General features: G+C 67.4%; 18 protein-coding genes, 1 tRNA gene and 1 pseudogene. 4 read left to right on the top strand and 16 right to left on the bottom strand.

Annotation, left to right across the window (positions count from 1 at the left end; translation table 11 throughout):
* Positions 1 to 70: 70 nt before the first annotated feature.
* The 3 genes and pseudogenes from AB7I40_RS20115 to AB7I40_RS20125 form a co-directional block, all read left to right on the top strand.
* Positions 71 to 2,611: a helicase-related protein gene (locus AB7I40_RS20115; protein ID WP_428345219.1), complete on the top strand. Its 2,541-nt coding sequence runs from the start codon at positions 71 to 73 to the stop codon at positions 2,609 to 2,611.
* A gap of 62 nt (positions 2,612 to 2,673) precedes the next feature.
* A complete protein-coding gene (locus AB7I40_RS20120; protein WP_428345218.1) occupies positions 2,674 to 2,898 on the top strand; it encodes a hypothetical protein in 225 nt (74 codons plus the stop codon).
* Positions 2,899 to 3,213: 315 nt separating this feature from the next.
* Positions 3,214 to 4,140: pseudogene (locus AB7I40_RS20125) on the top strand (recombinase family protein); the annotation flags it as partial.
* 273 nt (positions 4,141 to 4,413) lie between these two features.
* Here the strand turns inward: AB7I40_RS20125 and AB7I40_RS20130 are convergent.
* From AB7I40_RS20130 to AB7I40_RS20200, 15 genes are all read right to left on the bottom strand, one after another.
* Positions 4,414 to 4,623 carry a hypothetical protein gene (locus AB7I40_RS20130; RefSeq protein ID WP_428345217.1) on the bottom strand — a complete coding sequence of 70 codons (210 nt, stop codon included), beginning with the start codon at positions 4,621 to 4,623 and terminating at the stop codon, positions 4,414 to 4,416.
* Positions 4,624 to 4,753: 130 nt separating this feature from the next.
* Positions 4,754 to 4,826, bottom strand: a tRNA-Ala gene (locus AB7I40_RS20135).
* A gap of 42 nt (positions 4,827 to 4,868) precedes the next feature.
* The gene (locus AB7I40_RS20140) at positions 4,869 to 5,528 is read right to left on the bottom strand and encodes a histidine phosphatase family protein (protein WP_428345216.1); all 660 of its coding nucleotides are present in this window, start codon (positions 5,526 to 5,528) and stop codon (positions 4,869 to 4,871) included.
* On the bottom strand, positions 5,525 to 5,902 hold the full coding sequence (gene rsfS / locus AB7I40_RS20145; RefSeq protein ID WP_428345215.1) for a ribosome silencing factor: 378 nt from the start codon (positions 5,900 to 5,902) through the stop codon (positions 5,525 to 5,527). The genes AB7I40_RS20140 and rsfS overlap by 4 nt, the downstream gene beginning before the upstream one ends.
* Complete coding sequence (nadD, locus tag AB7I40_RS20150) at positions 5,899 to 6,516, bottom strand: nicotinate-nucleotide adenylyltransferase (protein ID WP_428345214.1); 618 nt, start codon at positions 6,514 to 6,516, stop codon at positions 5,899 to 5,901. The genes rsfS and nadD overlap by 4 nt, the downstream gene beginning before the upstream one ends.
* Positions 6,517 to 6,518: 2 nt before the next feature.
* Positions 6,519 to 6,665 (bottom strand): hypothetical protein, encoded by a 147-nt coding sequence (locus AB7I40_RS20155; protein WP_428345213.1) that lies wholly within the window; start codon positions 6,663 to 6,665, stop codon positions 6,519 to 6,521.
* A gap of 18 nt (positions 6,666 to 6,683) precedes the next feature.
* Positions 6,684 to 7,139, bottom strand: coding sequence for a hypothetical protein (locus AB7I40_RS20160; RefSeq protein ID WP_428345212.1), 456 nt, complete (start codon positions 7,137 to 7,139; stop codon positions 6,684 to 6,686).
* A gap of 2 nt (positions 7,140 to 7,141) precedes the next feature.
* Positions 7,142 to 7,753: a CDP-alcohol phosphatidyltransferase family protein gene (locus AB7I40_RS20165; protein WP_428345211.1), complete on the bottom strand. Its 612-nt coding sequence runs from the start codon at positions 7,751 to 7,753 to the stop codon at positions 7,142 to 7,144.
* 17 nt (positions 7,754 to 7,770) lie between these two features.
* On the bottom strand, positions 7,771 to 8,235 hold the full coding sequence (locus tag AB7I40_RS20170) for a hypothetical protein (RefSeq protein WP_428345210.1): 465 nt from the start codon (positions 8,233 to 8,235) through the stop codon (positions 7,771 to 7,773).
* Positions 8,236 to 8,269: 34 nt separating this feature from the next.
* On the bottom strand, positions 8,270 to 9,520 hold the full coding sequence (locus tag AB7I40_RS20175) for a glutamate-5-semialdehyde dehydrogenase (RefSeq protein WP_428345209.1): 1,251 nt from the start codon (positions 9,518 to 9,520) through the stop codon (positions 8,270 to 8,272).
* Positions 9,521 to 9,575: 55 nt separating this feature from the next.
* Positions 9,576 to 10,838 (bottom strand): chloride channel protein, encoded by a 1,263-nt coding sequence (locus AB7I40_RS20180; RefSeq protein WP_428345208.1) that lies wholly within the window; start codon positions 10,836 to 10,838, stop codon positions 9,576 to 9,578.
* A 117-nt stretch (positions 10,839 to 10,955) separates the two neighbouring features.
* Positions 10,956 to 11,903, bottom strand: a complete 948-nt coding sequence (locus AB7I40_RS20185) for an electron transfer flavoprotein subunit alpha/FixB family protein (RefSeq protein ID WP_428345207.1) — start codon at positions 11,901 to 11,903, stop codon at positions 10,956 to 10,958.
* A 43-nt stretch (positions 11,904 to 11,946) separates the two neighbouring features.
* On the bottom strand, positions 11,947 to 12,732 hold the full coding sequence (locus AB7I40_RS20190; RefSeq protein WP_428345206.1) for an electron transfer flavoprotein subunit beta/FixA family protein: 786 nt from the start codon (positions 12,730 to 12,732) through the stop codon (positions 11,947 to 11,949).
* 100 nt (positions 12,733 to 12,832) lie between these two features.
* The gene (locus AB7I40_RS20195; RefSeq protein ID WP_428345205.1) at positions 12,833 to 13,168 is read right to left on the bottom strand and encodes a hypothetical protein; all 336 of its coding nucleotides are present in this window, start codon (positions 13,166 to 13,168) and stop codon (positions 12,833 to 12,835) included.
* Positions 13,165 to 13,944: an enoyl-CoA hydratase/isomerase family protein gene (locus AB7I40_RS20200; RefSeq protein WP_428345204.1), complete on the bottom strand. Its 780-nt coding sequence runs from the start codon at positions 13,942 to 13,944 to the stop codon at positions 13,165 to 13,167. Before AB7I40_RS20200 ends, AB7I40_RS20195 begins: the two co-directional genes overlap by 4 nt.
* Before the next feature lie 87 nt (positions 13,945 to 14,031).
* Here AB7I40_RS20200 and glgX point away from each other — a divergent pair, with 87 nt between their 5' ends.
* Positions 14,032 to 16,191 carry a glycogen debranching protein GlgX gene (glgX, locus tag AB7I40_RS20205; protein ID WP_428348124.1) on the top strand — a complete coding sequence of 720 codons (2,160 nt, stop codon included), beginning with the start codon at positions 14,032 to 14,034 and terminating at the stop codon, positions 16,189 to 16,191.
* Between the two features lie 7 nt (positions 16,192 to 16,198).
* Here the strand turns inward: glgX and AB7I40_RS20210 are convergent, their stop codons facing one another.
* A complete protein-coding gene (locus AB7I40_RS20210; protein WP_428345202.1) occupies positions 16,199 to 16,885 on the bottom strand; it encodes an ion channel in 687 nt (228 codons plus the stop codon).
* Positions 16,886 to 16,998: the final 113 nt, after the last annotated feature.

A 16,998-nucleotide genomic window follows, 5' to 3' on the forward strand; every position in this document is an offset into this window, starting at 1 on the left:
CACTTAGCCCGTCGCGCGGGATGTCACTGCCGGATGACGCCTGGCCCGGTGGGCACCCCGCCCGGGAAGAATGGGGTCAGATGCACTCGGCAAGTCACGGCGGGGCCTGGAGTGCAGTCAACAGGACCAGTTCTCCCGCGAGTGGTTGCAGATCTACCCCCAAGCCCGGGTGCTGGCAGCATCGTCGTCAGACGTGTCGGCGGAGAAGCGCCGCGAGTTCGTCGCCAAGGCAGCGGCCAACGATTGGGACGGCATCATCCTGACCCAGACCGCGTTCGCCAAGATCCCGCTACGTCAGTCCACCCAGGACGACTACGTGCGCGCCCAGGTCGACCAACTCCGTTCGGTGCTGGACAACGCCGAGGCCGGGCAGGCGATGACGGTCAAGCGCATCCAGCGCAAGCTGCTCCAGACCGAGAGCAAGATCGAGTCCCGCATCGACACCGGACGCGACGACGGCGTGTGCTTCGAGGACACCGGCATCGACTACCTCTGCGTCGACGAGCTGCACCTCTACAAGAACCTCGCCACCGACTCCAACATCCGCGACGCCGCCATCGACGGCTCGGCTCGTGCCGTCGACCTGCACATGAAGCTGGAGTACCTGCGCGCCTCCGGGCACTCACGGGTGGTCACCGGAGCAACCGCCACCCCGATCGCCAACAGCGTGACCGAGGCGTTCGTGATGCAGCGCTACCTACGCCCTGACCTACTCGACGCCGCAGGCATCGGCTCATTCGATGCCTGGGCCGCAACCTTCGGGCAGACCGTCACCCAGATGGAGATGTCACCCACCGGCGCCTTCCGGCTCAAGACAAGGTTCGCCAAGTTCCAGAACGTCCCCGAGATGCTGCGAATGTGGTCGGTCTTTGCCGACGTGAAGACCGCCGCCGACCTCGACCTGCCCATCCCGACCCTCGCGATGCGAGACGACGGCCAGCGCGCCGCCGCGACAGTCCCGGTCGAGCCGACCGCGGAACTCGAGCGATTCGTGGAACAGCTCGGCGAACGGGCCGAGGCCGTGGCGAACAAGGCGGTCCGTCCCGAAGAAGACAACATGCTCACCATCTCCACCGACGGCCGCAAAGCCGCCCTCGACATTCGCATGGTGCTGCCCAACCGTCCCTCCGGCCCCACCAAGGTCGACGTCGCCGCCGACGCCATCACCGCCGTGTGGGAACGCACCCGCGACAACGAATACCTCGACCTACTGACCGAACAGCCCTCGCCGATCAAGGGCGCACTCCAGTTGGTGTTCTGCGACATCGGCACCCCCAACCCCGACAAGTGGAACGCCTACGACGAACTCGCCCTGCAACTCAACGAACGCGGCGTCCCCGGCGACCGCATCCGGTTCATGCACGAGGCCAGCAACGACGGCGAGAAGGCACGGCTTTTCGCCCAAGCCCGCGCCGGGCACATCTCCGTGCTCATCGGCTCGACCGAGAAGATGGGAGTCGGGACCAACGTCCAAGCCCGCGCGGTCGCGCTATGGCACATGGACTGCCCCTGGCGGCCAGCCGACCTCGCCCAGCGCGACGGACGCATCCTGCGGCAAGGCAACCAGAACGGGGAGATCGCCATCGTCCGGTTCGTCACCGAGCGGTCCTTCGACGCCTTCATGTGGCAAACCATCGAACGCAAGGCCACCTTCATCGCCCAGGTCATGCGCGGCCGGATCGACTCCCGCGAGATCGACGAGATCGACCCCGGCGCACTCTCAGCCGCCGAAGCCAAAGCACTCAGCTCCGGCAACCCACTGCTGCTGGAGCACTCCACCCTGACCAGCGAAGTCGCCAAGCTCCGACGTCTGCAACGCGCCCATGAGCGCAACCAGAACATGCTCACCCACACCGAACGTCGCGCCGACGAGGAGATCGCACGGTTCACAGAGCACATCGCCGCCCTCGAAGCAGCCGCCCCGCTGGTCACCGACACCAGCGGCGACCGATTCCGCATCACCCTCGACGGTCGCAGCTACACCTCTCGAGCCGACGCCGCCCACGCCCTCGACCGCTGGATGCAGGCCAACCGGCTCCAGTGGATGCCCACCTACCGAGGCCAGGAATACGGCGTCATCGGCAAGATCAGCGGCTTCGACATCGAAGTCAGGACCAGCCCCGGCATGGGCATCCTCAACGTCACCACCAGCCTCGCCGGAGTCCCACGATCGTCGTTCACGCTCCCCCAGCGCGAGTTCCTGGCCGGCGGCGTGGGCCTCGTCCAGCGCATCGAGAACCGCGTCTCGGCCATCCCCACCGTGCTCACCCACGTCCACGAAGACCTCGACAAAGCCGAGCGGTCCAAGGCAGAAGCAGCCCAACGCATCGGCCAGCCCTTCAAGCACAGCAAAGCCCTCGACCAAGCCGAGAAGCAGCTCGCAACCGTCGAGACCGCGTTGGCCGCGATGCAAGAGGAGAACCGTGAGACACCCGGCACGGCCTCCGGCGCTGCTCAGGCCCCGGCTCCGGTATCAGTCCAGTCGCTCCGCGACCACGTCCCGGCAACCAAGCGCGTCATGCCGCGCACCCACACCGAAAGCGAGGACGACCGCCACTTCTCGCCGAGCCAGCAGCAGCGCGGGCCAGCGTACGAGCCGCCGGGCCTGTGAACCGGGCCACTGAGCGCACCTATCCAGCACAAGAAGCCGCGCCGACCGAGGAGGAGACACTGATGAGCGCGTACACGAAGAAGACCGACCGCCGCCCCTTCGAGGAACGGCGGCTCTCCGCCCGAGCCGTCCACCGAGACGGTCCCGACCTCCACAAACTGTGCGAGGTGCTGATCCGGCTCACGCTCCGCGAGACCGGAGCCACCCGTGCCGCCCAGCTCGCAGCGCAGGCACCCGAGACCTACCGCGACCCGACGCTGACGGCTCCGGCCAAACTGTCGGCCTGAGCACTAGAATGACGTCGTACCACGCGCGGAGGCGTGGTGTTGTTGCCCTAAACCCCGCCGTCGGTGGGCAAGCGAACTTCGACCTCCGGGTCGTTCCCTACAGCCATCAGGCTCTTTCACAAACAGCACCACCAGCGGCCGGCAGGTCGCATCTGCGGGTGGGAAGCATCAGCAACCCGCACTGAAAGAGCCACCATGAGCACCAACCCGTTCGTACAGCCGATCCAGCCCGCCAATCCGAGTGCCCTGCCCGGCACTGCCCTTGCCGTCTCCTACCTCCGCGTCTCCACACGCGAGCAGGCCGAGAAGGGTGGGATGGACGAAGGCTTCTCGATCCCCGCCCAGCGCGAAGGCAACCTCCGCAAAGCCGAGCAGCTCGGCGCGGTCATCGTTGCCGAGTTCGTTGACGCAGGCGAGTCGGCCCGCAAAGCCGATCGTCCCGAACTCATGCGGATGATCGAGTACGTCAAGGAGAACCGCGTCTCCTACTGCATCGTCAACAAGGTCGACCGGCTCGCCCGGAACCGCGCCGATGACGTGGCCATCCACCTGGCACTCAAAGAGGCCGGAGTGATGCTGGTATCGGCCACGGAGAACATCGACGAGACGCCCTCCGGGATGCTGCTGCACGGCATCATGTCGACCATCGCGGAGTTCTACTCCCGCAACCTCGCTACCGAGGTCGCCAAGGGCATGGGCCAGAAGGCGGCCAACGGCGGCACGAACGGCAAGGCACCCATCGGCTACAAGAACATCCGCGTGTTCGATGAGGTCGGGCGCGAGCTGCGAACCGTCGAACTCGACCCTGAGCGCGCACCGCTGATCGAGTGGGCGTTCAAGGCGTACGCCTCTGGCGACTGGACCGTCACGCAACTCCACGCAGTACTTGCCGACCGTGGACTCGTAACAGCACCGACGCCGAAGCGCGCCTCGAAGCCCCTGGCGATCTCATCAGTCCATCGGATGCTCACCAACCCCTACTACAAGGGCGACGTGATCTATCGGGGCGTGCGACACAAGGGGGCGCACCAGCCGCTCGTGCCCGCCGAGGTTTGGTATCAGGTCCAGTCCGTGCTGACCGCCCACAAGTGCGCGATGGAGGCTACTCAGGTACACGACCACTACCTCAAAGGCACCGTCTTCTGCGGTGCCTGCGGATCGCGGCTCGTGGTCTCGAACGCCAAGAACAAGACCGGCAACATCTACCCCTACTTCGTCTGCTCCGGCCGCCATTCCAAGCGCACCGACTGCACCCGGCAGTCCATCCTCATCAGCGACGTCGAGCATTTGGTCGAGACCTACTACGACCGGGTGCAGATCACCGCGACCCGCCGCGAAGCGCTGGGCGGGATGCTCCACCACGAGTTCGATCATCTGATGGCGACCGAGACAGCCCACCTCAAGGAGCTCACGACCCGGCGCGACGAACTGGAGCACGAGCAGAAGACGCTCATGCGCGCCCACTACGCCGGAGCCGTTCCTCTGAATCTCCTCAAGAGCGAGCAAGACCGAATCTCAACCGAACTCGACCAGATCACCCACCAGCTCGACGCCCAGCACCGCGACTATGCCGAAGCGCGCAAGCACCTCGATGAGGCACTCGACCTGCTGGAGAACTGCGCGGCGATCTATTCGCGCTGCGACGACACCAACCGGCGGCTGTGCAACCAGGCGCTCTTCACGAAGATCTACATCGACGAGGACGACACCCTGCGGCCAGAGCACACGCGACCGTACGAGGTCTTAATCGACCCCGAAATCAACGGCAACGCCCTCACTTGGGCCGAGAAATCACACAAGGTCCAAACCCCGGCCCGTATCTCTACAGGCCAGTGTTTGAACCTTGTGCGTCGGGTGGAGCTGAGGGGACTCGAACCCCTGACCCCCTGCATGCCATGCAGGTGCGCTACCAGCTGCGCCACAGCCCCATTGCCGCCGACTGTCTCCAGCGGTGGACAACTCGCGGAATCTTAGCCAACGCCCGGGCCGGATGCGAAATCGGGGTCAGCGGGGCGCACGTTGTACGCCGCGAGCCGCCATCGTCGCGGGCCGGGATTGTGGCGAGGTGCCGACTCCACGAGTTCCACCCAGGAGCAGTTGTCGAGCACGCCGATGGTGGCCGCGACCGATCGGGGCCAGCCCAGATAGGCCGCCAGGCCCAGTCGGAGAGCGGCCCCATGCGTCACGACGACCCCGGTGGTGCCGTCCTCGATGAGGTCGATGACGTCCGCGAGGACGCCCAGCATCCGGGCCTGGGTCTCGGCATCGCTCTCCCGGCCCGGGATCAGGTGGGTGTCCCCCGCTTCGAGGTGCGCATGCTCCTCGGGGAACTGCTCGGCGTACTCCTCGAGGGTGAGGCCCATCCGGTTGTCACCCACGGCGTACTCCCGAAGCCGTGCGTCGAGCACGGCCGTGAGGCCCGTCTCGTCAGCGACGTGCGCTGCCGTCTCGCGAGCCCGCAGCAGGTCGGAGGACCACAGCAGCCGGGGCGAGTACGCCGAGAGCGCCGCAGCCGCCGCCTTCGCCTGCTGGTGGCCGCGCTCGTCGAGTGGGACGTCGGTGTGCCCCTGGGCCCGGCCGGCGGCGTTCCACGCCGTCTGGCCGTGTCGCAGCAGGACGAGGCGCCTCACCGCTCGTGGGAGACGACGTCCGCCGGAAGCGCGATGATCGGGCAGTCGCGCCACAGCCGCTCGAGAGCGTAGAACGACCGCTCCTCCTCGTGCTGCACGTGCACCACCACGTCGCCGTAGTCGATGAGGACCCAGCGGCCGTCTCGCTGGCCCTCGCGCCGGATCGGCTTGGCACCGATCTCGCGCAGCTTGTCCTCGACCTCGTCCACGATCGCCTTGACCTGGCGGTCGTTGCTGGCGCTGGCCAGCACGAAAGCGTCGGTGATCGCCAGCTGTTCGGAGACGTCGAAGGCGATGATCTGCTGGGCGAGCTTGTCAGAGGCGGCGCGAGCCGCGGCGGTGACGAGCTCGAGGGCGTGTTCGGTGGCGCTCATGGGGGCGTGCTTTCCGGGTAGAGGTCGTGCTTGGCGATGTATTGGACGACCCCGTCGGGCACGAGGTACCAGACCGGTTCGCCGCGCTTCTTGCGCTCACGGCAGTCCGTGGACGAGATCGCCAGCGCGGGGATCTCGACCATGGTCACACGATCGTGCGGAATCCCCGACAACGTCGCAGGATCCATGTCGTAGCCCGGCCGCGTGCAGCCCACGAAGTTGGCCAGCTCGAAGAGCCCGGCGGCGTCGCGCCACGTGAAGATGTTGGCCAGGGCGTCGGCACCGGTGATGAAGTACAGCTCAGCGTCGGGCATCACGGCGCTGAGGTCGCGCAGGGTGTCGATCGTGTACGTCGGCCCCTGCCGGTCGATGTCGACCCGCGAGACGTTGAAGCGCGGGTTGGCCGCGGTGGCGATCACGGTCATCAGGTAGCGGTCCTCGGCCGGCGACACCACGTGGCTCGACTTCTGCCACGGGTCGCCCGTGGGCACGAACACCACCTCGTCGAGTCCGAACCAGGACTGGACCTCACTCGCGGCCACCAGGTGGCCGTGGTGGATGGGATCGAACGTGCCGCCCATGACGCCGACGCGGCGGGCCGGCTGGGTGGGCACGATCAGCTGTGTTCGCGTCCCGCGCCGAAGGCGAGCAGCCCCAGCAGCAGCGCGAGCAGGATGGCGAGGGCGATCCCACCCACCACCCAGTGGTTCAGGCCGGCGTCGCCGGCCTCTTCGGCAGCGGCGGTGATCACGTGGAGCGACATGCCGAGCACTCTACCGGCTCAGCCGAACACCCAGTGGACGCCCACCAGGATCAGGTAGAAGCGGGCCACGCGCCCGACCAGCACGGTGGGGATGAACACCCAGCGCGGCATGTGCAGGGTCCCCGCGACCATGGCGAGCACCAGCAGCGGCGGGACTCCGGCGAACGCCGAGGCGAACATGATGCTGCCGGCGTACCACGGTCTCCCCTGGATCCGTGCCTGCCACTTCGCGTATGCCGCGCGCCACTTCTCGTTGGTGAGCTTCTTCTGGACCCGCTCGCTCTCGAAGCTGCGCTGGGCCAGCTCGTACCAGATCACCTTGCCGAGCGTCTGGCCCGCGCCGGCCGACAGGGCGATCAGGAACGACTCCCCCGCGCCGATCCCGGCCCCTGCGAGTCCACCGAGGTAGATCTCGATGTTGATCAGCGGGATGAGTGCCGAGGCGACGCTGACGAAGAAGGTGGTCAGGACCACCATTAGGCAGTGACCCGCTCAGGCACCGGAAGACCGATCTTCAGCAACCAGCCCAGCGAGACACACTTGAGCACCAGGAGCGCGAGCGCGATCACCAGGCCGACCTGCCACCATCCGGTGACCAGCAGGAGGACGGCGAAGGCGCCGGAGTTGGCCGCCTTGCCGATCCGCGACCAGTTCCACTGGTAGATCCGGCGGTCGACCGCCCAGAAGTAGTTGGGGCTGCGGATCGGCCAGGCCAGGAAGGCCAACGAGAGCAGCGAGTCGATGACCATGAACTCGAAGAGGTAGACCGACACCGGGATGGCCATGATCGGCTCCAGCCAGACCAGTCCCAGGTAGAAGGCAGCGCAACTCAGCCTGTCGCACAGCATGTCGGTGACCGCCCCGATCCGGGTCTCGCAGTCACGCCAGCGGGCGACCTCACCGTCAAGGGAGTCACCGACCCAGTAGGTGACCAGGCCGATCACGAGCCAGGACAGCTCCTGCTGAGCAGCTCCGAAGAGGCACAGCGCCAACGTGATGAGGGTGCGGATGAACGTGACCACGGTGGCACTGGTGAACAGGCGCTCCATGCTCGCATCGGCGTGGATCGCCCGGTCGGTCTTGGACATGCCCCGACGCTACCTGCTCACCATCCGTGGAATGCCATCGCCAGACCGGCGAGGATCGCATAACTCTGCACGGTGCGCCCGATCATGATGGTCGAGGCGAAGATCCACATCCGCATCCGCAGCGCGCCCGCCACGGCCCCCATCACCAGCAGCGGGGGCAGCCCGAGGGTGGCCGAGAGCAGCATCACCCCGGCCGAGACCCAGGGGCGCCCGTTGATGCGCCGATGCCAGGTCTCGAAGCTCGCTTTGAACTTGCCCGACTCCAGTCGCTTCTGGAACCACGGGAGCTCGACCGAACGTGCCGCACCGAAGTACCAGAGCACCTTGCCCAGCGTCTGGCCCGCTCCGGCCGCGATCGCCAACGCCCACACCTGGTCCTGGGAGATCCTGGTGGCGACCGCAGCCAGGTAGATCTCGGCGTTGAGCAGGGGGAACACGCTGGAGGCGAAGGTGAAGACCAGCGTCACCAGCACCGTCCTCACAGTGCAACGCTACCGGGAGTCGCCGACCCCGTGATCAGCGGACGTGACCATCACCGGTGACGACGTACTTGGTGCTCGTCATCTCCGGCAGGCCCATCGGTCCGCGAGCATGGAGCTTCTGCGTGGAGATCCCGATCTCGGCTCCGAAACCGAACTCACCGCCGTCGGTGAACCTGGTGCTCGCATTCACCAGGACAGCAGCGGAGTCGACCGACGCGGTGAACAGCCGCGCAGCGGCGAGATCCTCGGTGACGATGGCGTCGGTGTGCTGGCTGGAGTAGGTGCGGATGTGTGCGATGGCTGCGTCGAGGTCCTCGACCACGGCAGCCGAGATGTCCAGGCTGAGGTACTCCAGGCCGAAGTCCTCCTTGGTCGCGGGCACCACACCGTCGTACTCGGCGAACTGCTCGTCACCGTGGATCGTGACCCCGGCGGCGCTCAGCGCGTCGATCACGACGGGCAGGAAGTGGTCGGCGATCTCGCGGTGCACGAGCAGGCTCTCGGCGGAGTTGCACACGCTCGTGCGATGGGTCTTGGAGTTGAGGATGATCGCGAGGGCCTTCTCGAGGTCGGCGGATCTGTCGACGAAGACGTGGCAGTTGCCGACGCCGGTCTCGATGACCGGGACCGTCGACTCCTCCACCACACTGCGGATCAGGCCCGCCCCACCACGCGGGATCAGCACGTCGACCAACCCACGCGAGCGCATGAGGACCTTGGCGCCTTCGTGACCCTCGCCAGGGACCAGCTGGACGACGTCGCGCGGCAGGCCGGCCTGCTCGATGGCCCCGCGCAGCACCTCGATGATCGCGGTGTTGCTGCCGTGCGCGCTCGAACTGCCCCGGAGCAGCGCCGCGTTGCCCGCCTTCAGCAGGATCCCGGCGGCATCGGCGGTGACATTGGGGCGAGCCTCGTAGATGACCCCGACAACGCCGAAGGGCACCCGCACCTGACGCAGCTCCAGCCCGTTGGCCAGCGTGCTGCCCCGCACCACCTCCCCGACCGGGTCGGGGAGCCCGGCGACGTCGCGCAATCCCTGGGCCATGCCCTCGATGCGAGCGGCGTCGAGCCGGAGTCGGTCGATGATGTTGACCGGGGTGCCGTGATGCTCGGCACGGTCGACGTCCTCGAGATTGGCAGCCAGAATCTCCTCGGCATGGCCGGTCAGCGCTTCGGCCATCGCCAGCAGCGCCGCATCCTTCTGCGCGCGCGTCGCCAACGCCAGCACCAGACTGGCCTCCCGCGCGCGCAGCGCCGTACTCCGCACCTGTGCTTCCACGCTCATGGGACCGAGCGTAATCGCCGGACGCCCTCGACCGGGACCCCGTCCGCCCAGCAACTCAGTGGGCCGAGGGATCCATCGACGTCGGTTCCGGCGCCCGGTCGCCGAGCAGGGAGATGATCAGGGTGGCGACACCGGCCCCGGTGACCACCGCCAGCAGCGCTGGGGCCGGGAAGAAGAACAGTAGGAACAGGGTGACGGCCAACGGTCGTCGCAGCACCGCAGCCCCGGCCGCACCGGCACCCGCCGCGAAGACGGCCGTCACGGTGGCCGCGGGGAACGCTGCCGCGACCATCAGCCCGGCCGCCATCCCGGCGAAGATGGCCGGGAAGATCTGGCCGCCGAACCAGCCGGTGGCCAGGCAGGCCAGCGTTGCGATCAGCTTCAGGGCGACCAGTGCCAGCAGGGCGAGGACGCTCCGGTCCTCCAGGGTGTCGAGGAGGTCCTGGCCCTGGTGCTCCCCGGAGAACAAGGTCAGCGGGGAGGCGATGCCACACAGCGCGAGGACCAGGCCACCGGCCATGGCTCGCACCACCGTGGAGGGCATCCACCGCTCGGCCAGCGCCCGTAGCGGGGCGGTGCCGGCGAGCAGCGCGAACCCGGCAAAGGTCGCGGGAACGGCGGCGAGAGCCGCCCACTCGAGGGCGACCAGCAGGTCCCAGCCCGTGTCGACACCGGCGTCGGGGAGCGCATAGCGCAGCCCGTCGCCGTTGGGCAGGACCGCGAACATGGCCACCAGTCCGGCGATCGACGCCACGATCCCGGCTCCGAGCATGCGGGTCGCCTGCAGGGGTGAGGCGCTGCGCTCGACGGGCAGCATCACCGACCCCAGGGGGCCTCCGAAGAGCCCGGACAGGGCCCCGGCTGCCGACAGGTAGGCCGCTTCGCTGTTCGTGATCCGCATCATGCGGGCCGCTCGCTGCCCCAGCCCCATCGCGAGCACCAGCAGCGGCGCCTCGGGCCCCAGCGAGGCTCCCGCCGCCAACGAGACGACGCCGAGCAGGGCGGCTCGCAGCAGCCACTCGACCCGCGGAGCCGGCTTCGGCGCCCCCTCAGCCCCGACGAGCCGGTCGAGCTCGACCAGCGCGTCCTCGAGGTCGTGCGGCGCGTCGCGGTCGTGCCGGTGGCGCAGTACGCCGACCAGCAACCCACCGCCGACGCAGACCGCGAGGATCCCCAGCGAGTCGGGCAGCGGCAGTCGGGACTCCGTGCCGTGCCACAGCAGGTGCTGCAGGAAGTGGACCAGCCGCAGGTAGATCCCCGACAGCACCCCGATCGCCGCGCCGAGCACGAGCGCGAGCACCGCAGTGCGTCTGTTCATCGCTGTCCCTTTCGTCCGGCCTCAGGCTAGGGCCAAACGCCGACCTGTCGCAGATGTACACGCTGCGGTGTACATCTGCGACAGGTCGGTGGATTGTGCGTGTACTTCTGCGACAGGTCAGGACTTGCGGGCGTTGATCTTCTCGGTCAGCGCGGGCAGCACGGTGTGCAGGTCACCCACCACACCGAAGTCGACGAGCTCGAAGATCGGGGCCTCGTCGTCCTTGTTGACCGCCACGATCGTCTTGGAGGTCTGCATGCCGGCGCGGTGCTGGATCGCGCCGGAGATGCCGTTGGCGACGTAGAGCTGCGGCGAGACGGTCTTGCCGGTCTGGCCGACCTGGAAGGTGTGCGGCTTCCAGCCGGAGTCGACCGCGGCGCGCGAGGCACCCACGGCCGCACCCAGGGCGTCGGCGAGGGACTCGACCTCGTCGAAGTTGCCACCGGTGCCGCGTCCTCCCGAGACCACGATGGCAGCCTCGGTCAGCTCCGGGCGACCGGTCGCCTGGCGGGGCTGGGAGTTCACGATCGTGGCCAGCTTGGCCGCCGCCGAGATGGTGGCAGCGAACTCCTCGGCCACACCCGCACCAGCGACCTCCTCAGGGGTGACCGCATTCGGCTTCACGGTGATGATCGGGGTGCCCTGGGTGACCTTGGCCTGCACCGAGAAGTTGCCGGCGAACACGCTCTGGGTCGTCACCCCACCGGCCTGTACGTCGACCGCGTCGGTGATCAGCCCCGAGTCGATCTTCACCGCGAGGCGACCCGCGATCTCCTTGCCCTCATACGAGGACGAGATCAGCACCGCCGCCGGGCTGGTCCTCTCGACCAGCTGCTGCAGCACCTCCGCGCGCGGAGCGACCAGGAATCCCTTGATCTCCGCGTCGTCGACGACATAGACCTTCTCCGCGCCGAACTTCGCCAACGCCTCCACCGGCGCACCGGTGGCCGCGCCGACGTAGACCGCGGACGGCTCGCCCAGGCGACGCGCCAGGGTCAACAACTCGTTGGTGGTCTTGCGGACCTTGCCCTCGACATGGTCGACCAGCACCAGAACTTCAGACATCGCTTCAACAGCCCTCTCGGCAGAACTACTCACATGAATCTGGTCAGATGAACTTGCGGGAGACGAGGAACTCGGCCAGCGCAGCGGCGCCCGAGCCGTCCTCGTCGGTCACGATCTCGCCCGCGGTGCGTGGCGGACGGGCCGTGGTGTCCTCCACCACCGACCACGACGCCGACAGGCCCACCTTCTCGGCCTCGACGCCCAGGTCAGCCAGCGACCAAGTCTCGAAGGGCTTCTTCTTCGCCGCCATGATCCCCTTGAACGAGGGGTACCTCGCCTCACCGGTCTGGTCGGTCACCGACAGCACCACCGGCAGGGTCGCACCGATCACCTCGGTCGCCGCGTCACCATCACGCTTGATCCGGATCTGGTCGCCCTGCGTCTCCACCACCGCCGCGAACGTCACCTGCGGCAACCCCAACCGCTCGGCCAGCATCGCCGGAACCACGCTCATGGACGCGTCCGTCGAGGCCATGCCGCACACGATCAGATCGGGAGAGCCGATCTTCTTCACCGCCTCGGCCAGCACCAACGAGGTCGCCAACGCATCCGAGCCGGCGATCGCGTCATCCAGCACATGGACACCCTTGTGAACACCCATCTGCAGCGCCTTGCGCACGGCATCGGCGGCCTTCTCAGGGCCGATGCACAGGGCGGTCACCTCGGAGCCCTCATTCTTCTCCGCGATCTGCAACGACTGCTCGACGGCGTACTCGTCCAACTCCGAGAGCAGACCATCGACACCGACCCGGTCCACCGTGTTGTCAGACTCGAACCGGCGATCCGCAGTTGCATCGGGAACGTACTTCACACAGACGACAATGTTCATGGTGATGTGGCCGCGAGGCCCCTCCCTGGGGTGCTGGGTATGTCCGGTGAATCTAACGCGCGGTGTGACCGATTGGTAACCGTCGTCTCAGTCGAATGGGTCACACTCGCTCGCCGCGAGGCACCGCCTCCGGCCGCAGGAAGATGCTCAGACCCCAACCGAGCACCACCCAGATCACCGCTGCGACGCCCCAGTTGGCCATCGTCTCCTTCGTCGCCTCGTCGGCACCGCTGAGGTCGATGAGGGCCTTGCGATCTGAGAGCGCGCCGAAGTCGAGATGGTTCGCCACGGTCAGCAGGAAGCGCACCAGCGCGTTGTCGGGTTCGTTGCCGGCACCGATGACCGCCACCACCAGGGCACCGGCGGCCAGGACGAGCGCGCACAGCAACCCGAGCAGCCACACCAGCTGTGAGAGTCGAACCCGCAGACTGCTCATGACCCCGTGAACTCCGCCTTGCCGGGCCCGCTCTCCACGAACGAGTTCATCCCGATGCTGCGGTCCTGGGTGGCGAACAGGGCGGCGAACTGCTGCCGCTCAATCTCCAGACCGGTCTCCAGATCGACCTCGAGGCCCTTGTCGATGGCCTCCTTCGCCGCGCGCAGGGCGTACGACGCAGCGCCGGTGAACTGGGTAGCCCAGGCCAGGGCCGTCTCGTAGACGGACTCGGCGGGCACGACCCGGTCGACCATCCCGATGGCCAGGGCCTCCTCAGCCTTCACGAAGCGACCGGTGAAGATGATGTCCTTGGCGCGGCTTGGACCGACCAGGCGCGTGAGGCGTTGGGTGCCTCCGGCGCCGGGAATGATGCCCAGCAGGATCTCCGGCTGACCGAGGGTGGCGTCGTCGGCAGCGATCCGCACGTCCGCGCACAGCGCGAGCTCGCACCCGCCTCCCAGTGCGTAGCCGGTGATGGCGGCGACGACGGGCTTCGGGATCTTTGCGACGGCCGAGAACGAGGAGGTCAGGGCACCCGAGCGCTTGACCATGTCGGTGTAGGACATGGTGGCCATCTCCTTCACGTCCGCACCGGCCGCGAACACCCGCTCCCCGCCGTACACGATCACGGCCTTGACGTCGTCGCGCTCGGTGGCCTCCGCAGCGGCGGCACGGATCTCCTCCTGCATCTGCGCGTTCAGAGCATTCATCTTCGGACGGTCCAGTCGGATCGTCCCCACGCCGTCAGCCACTTCGAGCCGGACGAATTCACCCATCGGTCAAGCCACCTCTGTCTGTTAGAACCCGGACCTTCTGGACAGTATCGCTGGGCACTGCGGGTGCTGGAGGCAACATCAGGAAGAATGCTGCGGGTGACTCCCGGAATCTGGACCCGACCTGACGAGGTGGCACCCGTCTGGCCGGGTCGCAACTATCCCCTCGGATCGACGTGGACGCCGGAGTCGACGAACTTCGCGGTCTATGCCCCCGGCGGCACCGGGGTGCAGCTCTGCCTCTTCGACGAGGAGGACAACGAGACCTGCCACGAGCTCACCGAGAACTCGCTCGGCGTCTGGCACGGGGCACTGCCCGACATCGCCCCGGGCACCCGTTACGGCTATCGCGTGGACGGGCCCTGGGACCCCGAACGGGGTCTGCGGTTCAACCCCCGCAAGCTGCTACTCGACCCCTACGCCCTGGCCATCTCCGGAGAGGTCACCGACCACCCCGCGATCTTCGGTTACGCCGACGGCACCCCCGCGGTGATCAGCGACGAGGACTCCGCGCCCCACGTCCAGCGCAGCGTCGTGGTCGACCCCGCCTTCGACTGGGGCGGCGACCAGCCGATGTTCAAACGCTGGCGCGACACCGTCATCTACGAACTGCACGTCAAGGGCATGACGATGTTGCACGACCGCGTGCCCGAGGAGCTGCGCGGCACCTATGCGGGACTGACCACCCCGGCGGTCATCGACTACCTCCACGACCTGGGCATCACGGCGGTCGAGCTGCTGCCGATCCACCAGTTCGCCTCGGAGCCGATGCTCGCCTCGCGCGGGCTGGTCAACTACTGGGGCTACAACTCCATCGGGTTCTTCGCCCCGCACAACGCATATGCAGCCACGGGTGACCGCGGCGAGCAGGTCGCGGAGTTCAAGCGGATGGTCAAGGCCTTCCACGAGGCGGGCATCGAGGTCATCCTCGACGTGGTCTACAACCACACCGCCGAGGCCGGGCCCAACGGACCCACGCTGAGCTTTCGCGGGCTCGACGACCTGGGCTACTACCAGCGCGTGGTCGACGAGCATGGCGCACCGGTTCAGCCGGACGTCTACTGGGACGTCACGGGTTGCGGCAACACGCTGAACGCGACCCACACCCAGTCGCTGCGGATGATCCTCGACTCGCTGCGCTACTGGGTCAACGAGATGCACGTCGACGGCTTCCGCTTCGACCTGATGTCAGCGCTGACCCGCACCAACCAGTCCGTCGACATGGGCAGTCACCTGCTCACCGCCATCGGCCAGGACCCGGTCCTGCGTCACGTCAAGCTGATCGCCGAGCCCTGGGACGCCTCCATGGACGGCTACAAGGTCGGTGAGTTCCCGCCGCCGTGGGTCGAATGGAACGACCAGTACCGCGACGCCGTACGCGACTTCTGGCGCGGCCAGGGCGACATCCGCACCATGGCCACCCGGCTGGCCGGCTCCTCCGACCTGTACGCCGACGACGGCCGCTCGCCGTACGCCTCGGTCAACTTCATCACCGCACACGACGGGTTCACGCTGCGTGACCTGGTCTCCTACAACTACAAGCACAACGAGGCCAACGCCGAGGACAACCGCGACGGCACCGACAACAACCGGTCGTGGAACTGTGGCCACGAGGGCGAGACCCGGGATCCCGCCATCCTGGCGCTCCGCCATCGACAGGCGGCCAACCTGATGGCCACGCTCTGCCTGACCAACGGTGTGCCGATGATCGTGGCCGGTGACGAGCGCGGACGCACCCAAGGTGGCAACAACAACGCCTACGGCCAGGACAACGAGACCTCGTGGATCGACTGGCGTCCCGACGACGCGTGGCTGGACATCTACGAGATCACCAAGACCGCGCTGCGGCTGCGTCGTGAGCATCCCGCGCTGCGTCAACGGCACTGGTTCGAGGGTCGTCCGACCATCAAGGGCGGCCCCAAGGACCTCATCTGGCTGCACCCGGAGGGTCATGAGATGACCCCTGAGGACTGGAACGACCAGCAGCTCGCCGCCATCGGCATGTTCGTTTCCGGGTCTCCCCTGCGTTCACCCGGGCCGCGCGGCGAACAGCAGGTCGACAAGTCGTTCATGATCTGGATCAGCGCGGCCGCCCACCAGCTGAAGGTCACCTTCCCCGAGAACGAGTGGGTGCACGCCGGCGAGGTGGTCCTCTCCACCGACCCCGAGTACGCCGTCGGCACGCCGGTGCGCATCGGCGACACGTTGATGCTGGACGCCCGCACGGTGATCGTCTTCCGCGAGGCGTGACCCGCCCCTAGGAGGATCGTGAGTTGCTGTCCTTGCCGATCCGGGTCACGGTCAGCGCCGTGATCCTCGCGACCACCAGGGCCAGGTAGAGCATCCCGGCGATCTGCTCGACCATCACCACCGAGCGCGCGTGGGGAAGGATCGGCACGATGTCGGACAGACCGGTCGAGCTCAACGTGGTGACCGACAAGAACAGGAGCTCGACCCACGTCCGATCTCCCGCGGGGTCCACAGCCGCCGTGAACGATCCCGGCCAGATCACCTGCGCGGCGACGTACACGTAGGCGAACGCCCAGGCGACCACGGTGAAGGCAGCACCGGTGGCGAACAGCTCGTCACTGGTCACCACGTCGTCGGCGAACATGTATCGGATCAGCGCATAGGCGGTGTAGAAGTAGAAGGCCGCATGGAAGACCGAGGAAGTCAGCACCACCGGGTCGTTGCCGGGAACGAAACCCTCGACCACGGTGAGCACCACCACGGGCAGACCCAGGAGCAGCGAGACCCAGGTCAGCGCCGGGGTGGCCCGGACCGTGAGCAGCGCCAACGCGAGCACCACCAGCCCGAACACCCCGAACAGCGCCCGCCCGATCGCCTGGTCGTCCAAGAAGGGATAGACCAGCAGCCCTCCGAGCTGGACGCCGAGCAGCACTGCGGACGGGTGGGTGCGCGCCGCGGCGTACCAGTTCCTCACCCCGCTGAACCTACCTGTCGTCGCCGACCCCCTCGCGAGGAATCTCCCGGTGGGTGGTTCATCAAGGTATGCATGGAAACCTCCGCTGTCCGTGGCCAATTCATCACGGTCAG

This window comes from Nocardioides sp. (assembly GCF_050246775.1).
In the GTDB taxonomy this organism is placed as follows: domain Bacteria; phylum Actinomycetota; class Actinomycetes; order Propionibacteriales; family Nocardioidaceae; genus Nocardioides.

Excerpts from the sequence above, each read along its gene's own strand:
- AB7I40_RS20115 (WP_428345219.1), top strand. The coding sequence starts at position 71 with ATGGGGTCAGATGCACTCGGCAAGTCACGGCGGGGCCTGGAGTGCAGT.
- AB7I40_RS20120 (WP_428345218.1), top strand. The coding sequence starts at position 2,674 with ATGAGCGCGTACACGAAGAAGACCGACCGCCGCCCCTTCGAGGAACGG.
- rsfS (WP_428345215.1), bottom strand. The coding sequence starts at position 5,902 with ATGAGCGCCACCGAACACGCCCTCGAGCTCGTCACCGCCGCGGCTCGC.
- AB7I40_RS20155 (WP_428345213.1), bottom strand. The coding sequence starts at position 6,665 with ATGTCGCTCCACGTGATCACCGCCGCTGCCGAAGAGGCCGGCGACGCC.
- AB7I40_RS20165 (WP_428345211.1), bottom strand. The coding sequence starts at position 7,753 with ATGTCCAAGACCGACCGGGCGATCCACGCCGATGCGAGCATGGAGCGC.
- AB7I40_RS20175 (WP_428345209.1), bottom strand. The coding sequence starts at position 9,520 with ATGAGCGTGGAAGCACAGGTGCGGAGTACGGCGCTGCGCGCGCGGGAG.
- AB7I40_RS20180 (WP_428345208.1), bottom strand. The coding sequence starts at position 10,838 with ATGAACAGACGCACTGCGGTGCTCGCGCTCGTGCTCGGCGCGGCGATC.
- AB7I40_RS20185 (WP_428345207.1), bottom strand. The coding sequence starts at position 11,903 with ATGTCTGAAGTTCTGGTGCTGGTCGACCATGTCGAGGGCAAGGTCCGC.
- AB7I40_RS20190 (WP_428345206.1), bottom strand. The coding sequence starts at position 12,732 with ATGAACATTGTCGTCTGTGTGAAGTACGTTCCCGATGCAACTGCGGAT.
- AB7I40_RS20195 (WP_428345205.1), bottom strand. The coding sequence starts at position 13,168 with ATGAGCAGTCTGCGGGTTCGACTCTCACAGCTGGTGTGGCTGCTCGGG.
- AB7I40_RS20200 (WP_428345204.1), bottom strand. The coding sequence starts at position 13,944 with ATGGGTGAATTCGTCCGGCTCGAAGTGGCTGACGGCGTGGGGACGATC.
- glgX (WP_428348124.1), top strand. The coding sequence starts at position 14,032 with ATGCTGCGGGTGACTCCCGGAATCTGGACCCGACCTGACGAGGTGGCA.